The sequence below is a fragment of the Enterobacter sp. CCUG 70166 genome (assembly GCF_020224095.1).
GTDB lineage: Bacteria > Pseudomonadota > Gammaproteobacteria > Enterobacterales > Enterobacteriaceae > Enterobacter > Enterobacter intestinihominis.
The window spans coordinates 236,904-248,715 of the sequence record NZ_NRIQ01000035.1 but is presented as its reverse complement, the minus strand read 5'-3'; the positions used below and the strand labels follow the sequence as shown (position 1 = coordinate 248,715).

Genomic DNA, 11,812 nt, shown 5'->3' with positions numbered 1-11,812 from the left:
CGGGTTCTCTTTGGGTTATGCAAGACGCAAGACCCAGGCATCGGTTTTACTGTCGTAATGTTCACGGTACAGAACGGAATGTTCCCCATCAAGGATCGCCGGGACGCTGGTATCTGCATCCCAGGCGTCCAGTTGCATGCACAAATCCGGATCGGATTTGCAGGGAATACTTAACGTTCGTTCGCCTTGTGCTTCGCCGCGCAATTCAGCGTCGTCGATTTCAAAAGCGCCAATGCGTACGCTGGTTTTCGTCATAATGCTCTCCGGTTTGTTGCCCAAAATCTGGTATGACCAGTGCAGTCATCCATTTTTGATCCTAGACAAGGAGAGCGAAATAGCCAGTAAAAAAATGCGTTTTTTCAGTCAGTGCGGCTGTTACCGGTAAACAGGCGACCATCGCGTACCAGTTCACGCGGATAGCTATTTTTCAGCCGCGAGCCGACTTTTTTCGCCAGCCCGAGCGGATAGCCCTGATACGTCACGATGACTTCATCCTGTGACGGGCCGTCTTCCGGGTAAACGTCACGACCGCGATACCACTCTTCCGCTTCATGATGCGTCAGGGCGAAGGTGTTCTCATTGCCTGCCAGCGCAATGACCGCTTCGTGCTGCCAGCGATATCCTTTGTTGTGGATCTCCGCCAGGCGAATACCGAGGCGGGAGAAACGCACCTTACCAATCAGCGGTTCGATGTTGACCGGGAACAGCCACAGCTCTTTGTCCCGCATCCAGAGGCGCAGGCTCTCATCCCAGTGCAGTCCCACTTTGCTGGCAGCCGCTTGCGCCTGTGTCGCCTCACGGCCTTTAACCGGCGCGAACGGGAAGTTGCCGACCTTAAACTTAGGGACAGGCAGCGGATCGACGGCGCGGGTTTTACGCAGTCGTGCGACAAAGAACCCCTCGCAATCGTAAATCTGCGGGAAGACGTGCAGGAAGCCTTCAGGGGTGGCCGCGTGACTGGCCGAATCGAAGAGGGTGTCCAGCGGCAGAAACTCGACGGCATCCGCATAGCGTTGCCTGAGCCACAGGCAGACGTCCTCGTTTTCATCGCGGTTCAGCGTGCAGGTGGAGTAAACCAGCGTTCCACCGGGGCGCAGGGCATGAAACGCACTGTCGATCAGTTCACGCTGCGTGGCGGCGATCTCCAGGTTGCTTTCAACGGACCAGTTTTTTAACGCATCAGGATCTTTACGCACTACGCCTTCGCCGGAGCAGGGCGCGTCGAGCAGGATGGCATCAAAAGCTTCCGGCAAGGCAGCGCCAAACACGCGACCGTCGAAGTGTGTTAACGCGACGTTGTGGATCCCGCAGCGGCTGATATTGGCGTGCAGGACTTTGACGCGGCTGGCGGAAAATTCGTTGGCGAGGATCGCGCCGCGGTTGTTCATCCGGGCGGCAATTTGCGTGGTTTTAGAGCCCGGCGCCGCCGCGACATCCATCACCCGCTCAGGCTGGTTTCCGTCGGCAAACAGCGCGGCAACCGGCAGCATGGAGCTGGCTTCCTGAATATAAAACAGCCCGCTCAGGTGCTCGGCGGTGCTGCCGAGCGGCAGGCTCTCCTCTTCATCCCGCTCGATCCAGAACCCTTCCTCACACCACGGCACCGGCGTCAGCTGCCAGCCGTAGGAGGAGACGAGATCCAGAAACGCTCCGACGCTGATTTTCAGCGTATTGACGCGAATACTTCGACGCAAAGGGCGCTGGCAGGCGGCGACGAAATCGTCGAAAGAGAGATGAGCAGGAAGCGCCTCGCGCATCTGTGCGAGGAATTGTTCAGGAAGAAATACGGAGTTTTGAGCCACGGGCACACCACAGGGAAACATTCAGGCGCGCAGTGTAACATAAAGGCTCCGGCGCGTTGACACCGGAGCCTGCGAGATTAACGCGGCAGCGCCGTTCCCCATTCGCGCCACTCTTTCGGTTCACTTTCCAGCAGCAGGAAGTGTTTTCCTGCCTGCGCCTTAGGCGCCAGAGGCGTGCCAGGCGGCGTCGCGAAGGCAATGCCGCCGCGAATGAACTGGTTAAAGGTCCCCGTTTTGACCACGCCACCGGTCAGGCCGAAGTCCAGCGAGTAGCCTGAAGCCAGCCAGAACACCGAGTTGTTGCGAACCAGATGCTGATAACGCTGGCTGATGCGCAGGCCGACCATCACGCGATCGGACAGATTACCCAGCGTCAGGCTTGTTACTGTTCCCACTTCAATACCGCGGAACAGGACCGGCGTACCGATGCCCAGCGAACCGGCTTCCGGTACTTCAACCACAATGCTCAGACCGTCCAGATAACGGGAATCGGTGATGGTCGCCTCCTGCAACTCAAACTCACGACGCGCGTTGCCCCGACCCGGTTCAACGTTAATGTACGGCTGAAGTATGGTGTCGAGATGCTCAACCCCTGCGGCAGAAATTTGCGGCGTAACCACCGAGAAGCGCGAGCCTGCCCGGGCGAACGTCTGTACATATTCCGGATAAAGCACGGCGGTAGCCTGAACTTCATTGCGCGCGGTGATCAGCGTCAGCTTCTGAACCTGCCCGATATCAATTCCGAGATAGCGGATAGGCATGCCTTCTGCCAGTTTACCGGCATCAAAGGTGTGCAGGGTAATCTGTCCCCCGACGGCGCGCGCCGCGGTTTCAGACGGGAAGAGGATCCGCTTGTCACCTTTACGCATGTTGCCGCCCGCGCCGCTCAGGTTATCGAAGCTGATCGCACCGCGCAGGGCACGGGAGAGGGGAGACGCCTGTACGGTCAGCCCGTTGCCATTGAGCTGCACTTTCGCGCCGCCTTCAGCCCAGAACACGCTGTTTGGCGTGAGCAGCTTGCGATACTCCGGCTTGATATGCAGTTCGATATCAAACGCGTCCGCACGAGGACGAACGGTGATCACTTCTCCGACCTCAAACTTACGATAAAGCACGACGGAGCCTGCCTGGACATCCGGCAGCGTTTCAGCGCTTAAGGTCAGCGTGGTGGTCGGCAGGTCGCCGAGGCTGTTTTCAATGGCTTTGTCCAGATTGGCGAACAGTGGATAGCTCTCACGCAGCGCGCCTTTGCTGCCCGGCAGAATGCGGATCCCGCCGTTAACCCACTCGCTGGCGCTGGCGCCGAGGAACTCAACGCCGTCCAGACCCACCTTCACGTCGACCCGGCTGTTCACCACAAATTTACTGTCGCCGTGCACAAGGTTGCCGTACTGCGGATCGATGGCGGCGGAGAAGGAGACCCCTTTTTCCGTCAGCTTTCGTTCCAGAACCTGACCCACCTGCACACCGTGCAGGATTAGCGGTTGACCGGCTTCGATACCATAGCTTTCCGGCGCATTCAGCTTAACCGTCAACACGCCCGGTTTTTGCAGCAGAGCTTTATCCGCCGGCGCGATGACAAAGTTTTTATTCGGCGCACCTTCACCGGGGATCAGCTCAAAGGTGCTTCCCGTCAGCAGGGAACTGATGCTAGCGTCGCTGAGGGAGAGCTTCGGATTACGCAGCTCGATGCGTGTTTTTTCCCGCAGGAGGTCCACAACGCTCGGATCCACCGTCATTTCGCCGGTAACGGAGCCGCCCGCGTTGAGGGTTAATTTTGTCAGTTGCCCGACCTCTAAACCCTGGTACATCAGCGGTGTCGAACCGGCTTTCAGGCCTTTGGCATCCGGCAGGGTCAACTTGACGATGACACCGCGCTGGCTGTGTGCCAGGTCGGCGTACAGACCAAAGGTATCCTCTGCGGCGGCAGGGCTGGAGTCAGCAGGTGAGTCGAAGGCGATAGCACCATTCACCAGCGCCGCCAGGCTCTCAAGCTTCACTTTCGCACCGCTTAAGCTCAGGTCGGCATCGACACCGGAGACGTTCCAGAAGCGGCTGCCTTTTTTTACCAGGTTGGTAAAACGGCGATCGATCAGTACATCAATGGTCACGCCATCTTTGTTCGGGTTAATGGCGTAGTCGTAAACGCGGCCAACCGGAATTTTGCGGAAATAGACCAGAGAACCACTGTTCAGCGAGCCCAAATCCGGCGCGCGGAGGTGGATCATCAGATCGCCGTTATTCAGCCGATATTTCGGCTGGGTATCCAGCGCAACAAAGTGATCCTGTGGCTCACCTTTGCCAGGCATCATGCCGATATAGTTACCGCCCACAAGCGCATCCAGCCCGGAAACGCCGGCCAGGGAGGCTTTAGGCGTGACCAGCCAGAACTGCGTTTCGGCGCGCAGGGCATCCTGCATGTCAGACTTAATGCTCGCCCGGACCTGGATTTTGTTCAGCCCTTTGCCGAGGGAAATATCCTGCACGGTACCCACTTCCACCCCCTGGAAGCGAACGGGGGTACGTCCGGCGACAATGCCGTCCGCAGACTGGAAATCAATCGTGATGGTACTCCCGCGATCTTCATAGCTCGTCCAGATAAGCCAGCCTGCGATCATCAGCGCGATGACAGGCAGCAACCAGAATGGCGAAATGCGGCGTTTTGTTTTAATTCTCGCTTCAGTCGGCGAAGCGGGCGTTTCCTGACTCATGTGCGTCCCAAAGTAAGCGGCTGTCCAGCCATTCCACTGCAAGAATAGTCAATATCACCGCAGAGCCGAAATAAAAAGCTGCGGGTCCCATGGTAAAAGCAAGTAACTGATCGCGATTGATGAGCGACATCATCAGCGAAATCACGAACAGATCCAACATCGACCAGCGACCAATCCAGGTCACGAATCGCAGAAGCAGGATGCGGGTGCGTAGTCCTTGTGCGCATTTAAAGTGAATGCTGATAAGTAGCGTAAACATCACCACCACTTTGGTAAAGGGCACCAGAATACTGGCGATGAACACAATGGCGGCAACCCCCACGTTACTGTGCGCCAGAGAGATAATCCCCGAAAGGATAGTATCTTCCTGTCGGGCGCCGTTCACATAAATTACGGAGATCGGCAGCATATTGGCCGGGAATAAAAATATCAGTGAGGCGATAAGCGCCGCCCAGCATTTTTGCAGGCTGTTGTTGCGCCGCAATCTTAACGGAATGTGGCAGCGAGGACACCTCCCGCGTTTATCCGGAAAACCGGTGTAATGGCACCCCAGGCAGACGCGCAGGTTTTCATCAGGCCGGGTCGCGGGACGCTGAGGGTAAAATCGCTCCCAAAGCTGTTCAACATTCAGATGAATCAGGGTCAAAATACTCAGCAGGACCAGTGAAATAAACGCAAAAAGGCCAATGCCGGGTTGTAAAAACGCATAATCCTGCACCTTAATGGAGGCCACGCCGACGCCCACCAGATAGATGTCCAGCATCACCCACTCCTTGAGCTTTTCCAGCATGAGCAGGACAGGGCGCAGGTTCATCCCCAGAATGTTGCCAAACCACAGGTAGGCAATTGCCGCGACCAGCACCAGCGGTGCGCCGACGACGCAGAACAGCACCATAGCGCCGGTGAGCGGATCGCCCTCGCGCGTCATCTGCCAGATCCCCTGCAATACGTTAGCGTCAATACGCACGCCAAGCAGGTAGAGCTTTAACAGCGGCTCGGTCCAGGCGAACGGCATCAGCAGCAGCATGGTAACCGCCATTGCCGCCAGACGCGTCAATGACCAGTCCCGGCCATCGCGAATTTTGGCATCGCAGCAAGGGCAAAAAGCACTTTGGTGCGATTTCATCTTCGGCAACATAAAAAGCGTATCGCACTGGGGACAACGCTGATAATGTGCACGAGGCAGAGCCTGGCTTACCGTACGGACAACGATCTTTCTTGTCGGCGTAATTTGGGGTGTTTTTAGGGCCATCAGTCGCACACAGATAAGTATTGTTGAAAGTTATAATAACTCATGAACGGATTCATCTTGAGCATGAGCGCATTTAATGCTTATTTTAATAGGCTATGCGGTAATTATGTAAGATAACTAAGTGATTGAATAATGAACAAAACAGAATTCTACGCGGATCTGAATCGCGATTTTAAGGCATTAATGGCAGGGGAAACCAGTTTCTTAGCCACTCTGGCAAATACCAGTGCGTTACTGTTCGAACGCCTTTCTGACGTGAACTGGGCGGGCTTTTATCTGCTGGAAGGCGACACGCTGGTGCTGGGGCCTTTCCAGGGGAAACTCGCCTGCGTACGCATCCCGGTAGGTCGCGGCGTGTGCGGTACCGCAGTGGCGACCCGTCAGGTTCAGCGTGTCGAAGATGTACATGCGTTTGACGGCCACATTGCCTGCGATGCCAGCAGCAATTCTGAAATCGTACTGCCGCTGGTGGTTAAAAATCAGATTATTGGCGTTCTGGATATCGACAGCACGGTCTTCAGCCGCTTTACTGCCGAGGATGAGCAGGGGCTGCGCGCGTTGGCCGCAAACCTGGAAAATGTTCTGGCAGAGACCGATTATCATAAATTCTTTGCGAGCGTCGCAGGATAATCAACGGATAACGTAGCATTTACTGATAGCGTCATTATAATGTCGCCTGTTCATGCCTGCGCTTGTTGGCAACGTCCGTTGTAATCAGGAAATTTCATGGAAAATCAACCTAAGTTGAATAGCAGTAAAGAAGTTATCGCATTTCTGGCCGAGCGTTTCCCGCAGTGCTTCAGCGCTGAAGGTGAAGCGCGTCCTCTGAAAGTCGGTATCTTTCAGGATCTGGTCGCGCGCGTTGAGGGGGAGATGAACCTCAGCAAAACGCAGCTTCGTTCTGCCTTGCGCCTTTATACCTCGAGCTGGCGTTACCTGTACGGTATCAAGCCGGGTGCGACCCGTGTCGACCTTGACGGCAACCCGTGTGGTGAGCTGGACGAGCAGCACGTAGAACATGCGCGTAAGCAGCTTGAAGAAGCTAAAGCTCGCGTTCAGGCACAGCGTGCTGAACAGCAGGCCAAAAAACGCGAAGCCGCAGCGGCAAACGGTCAGGAAGACGCCCCTCGTCGCGAGCGTAAACCGCGTCCGGCACCGCGTCGTACTGAAAATAACGATCGCAAACCGCGTGCTGACAAACCAGCAGCTAAAGCCCCACGTGCGCCGCGCGAAGAGCCGCGCCACACCCCAGTTTCGGACATCAACGCCCTGAGCGTAGGTCAGTCTCTGAAGGTTAAAGCGGGTAACAATGCGATGGATGCCACCGTACTGGAAATCACCAAAGATGGCGTTCGTGTACAGCTGACTTCTGGTATGTCAATGATTGTACGCGCAGAACACTTGTTGTTCTGAAACGGAGGCCGAGCCTGGCATGAACACTTTTTTTAAGCTCACCGCGCTGGCTGGCCTGTTTGCTATAACAGGCCACGCTTTCGCTGTGGACGATATTACGCGTGTTGATCAAATTCCGGTTCTTAAGGAAGAAACTCAGCACGCGACGGTGAGTGAGCGCGTGACGTCGCGCTTTACTCGTTCGCACTATCGTCAGTTCGATCTCGATCAGGCCTTTTCGGCCAAAATCTTTGACCGTTATCTGAACTTGCTGGATTACAGCCATAACGTACTGCTGGCCAGCGATGTCGAACAGTTCGCTAAACGCAAATCCGAAGTGGGTGATGAGCTGCGCTCCGGAAAGCTGGATCTTTTCTACGATCTGTACAACTTATCGCAAAAGCGCCGTTTTGAGCGTTATCAATACGCGCTGAAAGTGCTGGAACGTCCGATGGACTTCACCGGCAACGACACCTTTAATCTGGACCGCAGCAAAGCGCCATGGCCGAAAGATGAGGCTGAACTGAATGCGCTGTGGGACGGAAAAGTCAAATATGACGAACTGAGCCTCAAGCTCACAGGCAAAGACGAGAAAGAGATCCGTGAGACGTTAAACCGTCGCTACAAATTCGCAATTCGTCGTCTGGCGCAGACCAACAGTGAAGATGTTTTCTCGCTGGCGATGACCGCGTTTGCGCACGAAATTGATCCGCACACTAATTATCTCTCTCCACGTAACACCGAACAGTTCAATACCGAAATGAGCCTGTCTCTGGAAGGTATCGGTGCTGTGCTTCAGATGGACGATGACTACACCGTTATCAACTCCATGGTAGCTGGTGGCCCTGCGTCGAAAAGCAAAGCGATCAGCGTAGGCGACCGTATTGTCGGTGTAGGTCAAACCGGAAAGAGCATGGTGGACGTGATTGGCTGGCGACTTGATGACGTAGTTGCGTTGATCAAAGGGCCGAAGGGCAGCAAAGTTCGCCTGGAGATCCTGCCAGCCGGAAAGGGGACCAAAACCCGTATCGTTACTCTGACCCGTGAGCGTATCCGTCTGGAAGATCGCGCGGTGAAAATGTCGGTGAAAACCGTGGGTAAAGAGAAGGTTGGCGTTCTGGATATCCCTGGCTTCTACGTTGGCCTGACCGATGATGTGAAAGTGCAGCTCCAGAAGCTTGAAAAGCAGAATGTCAGCAGTGTGATCATCGACCTGCGCAGCAACGGCGGCGGGGCATTGACCGAGGCCGTCTCGCTCTCCGGGCTGTTTATCCCGTCTGGCCCGGTGGTTCAGGTGCGCGATAACAACGGTAAAGTGCGTGAAGATGCCGATACCGATGGCGTGGTCTATTATAAGGGTCCGCTGGTGGTGCTGGTCGATCGCTTCAGCGCCTCTGCATCGGAAATCTTCGCTGCTGCCATGCAGGATTACGGCCGGGCGTTAATCGTCGGCGAACCGACGTTTGGCAAGGGCACCGTTCAGCAGTACCGCTCTCTGAACCGTATTTACGACCAGATGCTGCGTCCTGAATGGCCGGCGCTGGGCTCAGTACAGTACACCATTCAGAAGTTTTACCGTGTTAACGGCGGCAGTACGCAGCGCAAAGGCGTGACGCCGGACATCATGATGCCGACAGGTACCGAAGAGACGGAAACGGGCGAGAAGTTTGAAGATAACGCGCTGCCGTGGGATAGCATTGATGCCGCGACATTCGTGAAATCGGGTGATATGAAACAGTTCGGTCCGGAACTGCTGAAAAATCACAACGACCGTATCGGGAAGGATCCGGAATTCCAGTACATCATGAAGGACATCGCGCGTTTCAACGCTCTGAAAGCGAAACGGAACATTGTCTCTCTGAACTACGCCCAGCGTGAGAAAGAGAACAATGAAGATGACGCGACACGTCTGGCGCGTATCAACGATCGCTTCAAACGTGAAGGCAAGCCTCTGCTCAAAAAACTGGACGATCTGCCTAAGGATTACCAGGAGCCCGATCCGTATCTGGACGAGACGGTGCATATCGCGCTTGATCTCGCGAAGCTGGAAAAAGAGAAACCTGCCGTACAACCTGCTCCGACAAAATAATCCCCCAACAGGCACAAGAAATTGTGCCTGTTTCTTTTTGTTCCTCATCCTTCCGTCAGGCAGATTTCCAATTGTGTAAAGTTGTGTCTTTCTGGTGACTTACGCCGTCTGGATGCTTGAAAATAGCCGCAATACCCATACGATGTGGGTAATCGCATAGTGCGTTTTGTTAAACTGAGGTTAAAAGAATATTATGATGCGAATCGCGCTCTTCCTGCTCACCAACCTGGCGGTGATGGTGGTATTCGGGCTGGTGCTAAGCCTGACGGGAATTCAGTCGAGCAGCGTTCAGGGTCTGTTGATTATGGCGCTGCTGTTTGGTTTCGGTGGCTCTTTCATTTCACTGCTGATGTCGAAGTGGATGGCACTGAAATCCGTGGGCGGTGAAGTTATTGAGCAGCCGCGTAACGATATGGAACAGTGGTTGATGAGCACGGTTGCTCAGCAGTCAAAGCAGGCGGGCATAGCCATGCCGCAGGTGGCGATCTACCACGCGCCGGATATCAACGCGTTTGCTACCGGTGCGCGTCGTGACGCGTCCCTGGTGGCCGTCAGTACCGGTCTGCTGCAAAACATGAGCCGTGACGAAGCGGAAGCGGTTATTGCTCACGAGATCAGCCATATCGCTAACGGCGATATGGTCACCATGACCTTGATCCAGGGCGTGGTGAACACCTTCGTTATCTTTATTTCCCGTATTCTGGCGCAGATTGCTGCCGGATTTATGGGTGGCAACCGTGATGAGGGTGAAGAGAGCAACGGTAACCCGCTGATCTATTTCGCTGTTTCAATGGTGCTGGAGCTGGTGTTCGGTATCCTGGCAAGCATCATTACCATGTGGTTCTCCCGTCATCGTGAGTTCCACGCGGATGCCGGTTCTGCGAAACTGGTGGGTCGTGAGAAGATGATTGCTGCGCTGCAACGTCTGAAAACCAGCTACGAGCCGCAGGAAGCAAACAGCATGATGGCCTTCTGTATCAATGGTAAATCAAAGTCGCTGAGCGAGCTGTTTATGTCACACCCGCCGCTGGATAAACGTATTGAAGCGCTGCGAAGCGGCGAGTACCTGAAGTAATACCCGCCGGATGAAAAAAACCGGGCAGGAGACAATCTCCGCCCGGTTTTTTTATGCCTGCGCCTTTGGCTGGGTCACACGAAGGCCGCTAATGATAGCCGCGAGGGTCGCCAGTGTCCCTGCGGTAATCAGCGCAACGTGTGTCGCATTTTGCCCGGCAAGGTTAAACATCAACGCCACCATTGCGGCCCCGGTGCTTTGCCCTAACAGTCTTGCCGTACCCAGCATCCCGCTGGCACCACCGCTGCGATGACGTGGGGCAGAGGTGATAATTGTGTGGTTGTTAGGTGACTGGAACAAACCAAAACCTGCCCCGCACAGGATCATGCGCCAGATAATATCCAGATCCCCCGGCGAGGAGGGCAGGAGCGACAGCGCAAACAGTCCTGCTGCCATGACGATCAGCCCGATAGCCCCCAGCAGTCCGGCATGAACGCGCTCAATAAGGTACCCGGCCAGCGGGGCCATCACCATGGTTGCCAAAGGCCAGGGTGTGAGCAACAAGCCTGTTTCCACTTCCGAACGGCCAAGCACGCTCTGCAAAAAGAATGGCAGCGCAACCAGCGCCAGCATCTGGGCGCAGAACGAGCAAATGGAGGTACAAATTGATAGCGAAAACAGCGGAATACGCAGCAAATCGACCGGCAGTAACGGCACGGGCAGCGCCAGCTGGCGTCGTACAAAGAAAAAGCCGATGATAAGCAGGGCAACGATTTCTGCGGCAATGAGCGACAAAGACTGTCCCTGCGCAAATCCGCTTAGCGCAGTAATCAGCAGGCCAAAGGTCAGCGCGTTCATCACAGCGCTGGGCAGGTCAAAACGTGGCATGGTGTTTTTCGGACCATTTTCCGGAAGATAGCGCAGGGCGAAGAAGATCGCCACAATGCCCAGCGGCACGTTAATGGCAAACAGCCACTGCCACGAGGCAACGGACAGAATGGCGGCGGCAATCGTCGGCCCGGCGGCGGACGACACGGCCACAATAAAGGAGTTAATGCCCATGCCGCGCCCCAGATGGCGATGAGGATAGATAAGCCGTATCAGGGCCGTGTTCACGCTCATTAGCGCCGCACCGCCAAAACCCTGTGCGATACGCGCAAGCGTAAGGGTGTGCAGTGAATCGGAAAGGGCACAGAAGAGCGAGGTGAGAGTAAAGACCACCAGCCCGCACTGATAAACCCGGCGATAACCAAACATATCGCCCAGGAAAGAGAGTGACAAAAGGGAAATCACAATCGCTATCTGGTACGCGTTCACAATCCAGATGGAGCTTGCCGGAGAAGCATTAAGGTCTTTGGCAATGGTAGGAAGAGCCACATTGGCAATCGCACCGTCAAGGACAGCCATCGAAATGCCGATGACAATAGTGGCAATTGCCCCGTACCGCTGTGGTAAGGGCAGGCCATCAGAAACGTTTTTTTGCATGGGAAAAGAATGACTCAGTGTGAAATTATTTTCAGAGTAACTATTTTAGCATCGTTATTTCGGTTT

Annotated in this window: 9 protein-coding genes; 4 read left to right on the top strand and 5 right to left on the bottom strand. The window is 55.2% G+C overall.

Annotation, left to right across the window (positions count from 1 at the left end; all coding sequences use genetic code 11):
- Nucleotides 1-15 precede the first annotated feature (15 nt).
- The 4 genes from CKK19_RS15365 to yebS all read right to left on the bottom strand — a co-directional run bounded on the left by CKK19_RS15365 (nucleotide 16) and on the right by yebS (nucleotide 5,765).
- Nucleotides 16-255: a YebV family protein gene (locus CKK19_RS15365; protein WP_006811010.1), complete on the bottom strand. Its 240-nt coding sequence runs from the start codon at nucleotides 253-255 to the stop codon at nucleotides 16-18.
- Nucleotides 256-359: 104 nt separating this feature from the next.
- Nucleotides 360-1,823, bottom strand: a complete 1,464-nt coding sequence (gene rsmF, locus CKK19_RS15360) for a 16S rRNA (cytosine(1407)-C(5))-methyltransferase RsmF (RefSeq protein WP_063853553.1) — start codon at nucleotides 1,821-1,823, stop codon at nucleotides 360-362.
- A gap of 56 nt (nucleotides 1,824-1,879) precedes the next feature.
- Nucleotides 1,880-4,513 carry a PqiB family protein gene (locus tag CKK19_RS15355; protein WP_022648460.1) on the bottom strand — a complete coding sequence of 878 codons (2,634 nt, stop codon included), beginning with the start codon at nucleotides 4,511-4,513 and terminating at the stop codon, nucleotides 1,880-1,882.
- Nucleotides 4,482-5,765 (bottom strand): membrane integrity lipid transport subunit YebS, encoded by a 1,284-nt coding sequence (gene yebS / locus CKK19_RS15350; protein WP_063853575.1) that lies wholly within the window; start codon nucleotides 5,763-5,765, stop codon nucleotides 4,482-4,484. Before yebS ends, CKK19_RS15355 begins: the two co-directional genes overlap by 32 nt.
- A gap of 132 nt (nucleotides 5,766-5,897) precedes the next feature.
- On the opposite strand from yebS, the gene CKK19_RS15345 reads away from it, so the two are divergent.
- The 4 genes from CKK19_RS15345 (at nucleotide 5,898) to htpX (ending at nucleotide 10,321) form a co-directional block, all read left to right on the top strand.
- The gene (locus CKK19_RS15345; protein ID WP_006811006.1) at nucleotides 5,898-6,395 is read left to right on the top strand and encodes a GAF domain-containing protein; all 498 of its coding nucleotides are present in this window, start codon (nucleotides 5,898-5,900) and stop codon (nucleotides 6,393-6,395) included.
- Nucleotides 6,396-6,491: 96 nt separating this feature from the next.
- Nucleotides 6,492-7,178 carry an RNA chaperone ProQ gene (gene proQ / locus CKK19_RS15340; protein WP_003859895.1) on the top strand — a complete coding sequence of 229 codons (687 nt, stop codon included), beginning with the start codon at nucleotides 6,492-6,494 and terminating at the stop codon, nucleotides 7,176-7,178.
- A gap of 19 nt (nucleotides 7,179-7,197) precedes the next feature.
- The gene (gene prc, locus CKK19_RS15335) at nucleotides 7,198-9,246 is read left to right on the top strand and encodes a carboxy terminal-processing peptidase (protein WP_003859896.1); all 2,049 of its coding nucleotides are present in this window, start codon (nucleotides 7,198-7,200) and stop codon (nucleotides 9,244-9,246) included.
- A 193-nt stretch (nucleotides 9,247-9,439) separates the two neighbouring features.
- On the top strand, nucleotides 9,440-10,321 hold the full coding sequence (htpX, locus tag CKK19_RS15330; RefSeq protein ID WP_003859899.1) for a protease HtpX: 882 nt from the start codon (nucleotides 9,440-9,442) through the stop codon (nucleotides 10,319-10,321).
- Between the two features lie 51 nt (nucleotides 10,322-10,372).
- On the opposite strand, the gene CKK19_RS15325 is transcribed toward htpX, so the two are convergent.
- Complete coding sequence (locus CKK19_RS15325) at nucleotides 10,373-11,746, bottom strand: MFS transporter (protein WP_022648456.1); 1,374 nt, start codon at nucleotides 11,744-11,746, stop codon at nucleotides 10,373-10,375.
- Nucleotides 11,747-11,812 lie beyond the last annotated feature (66 nt).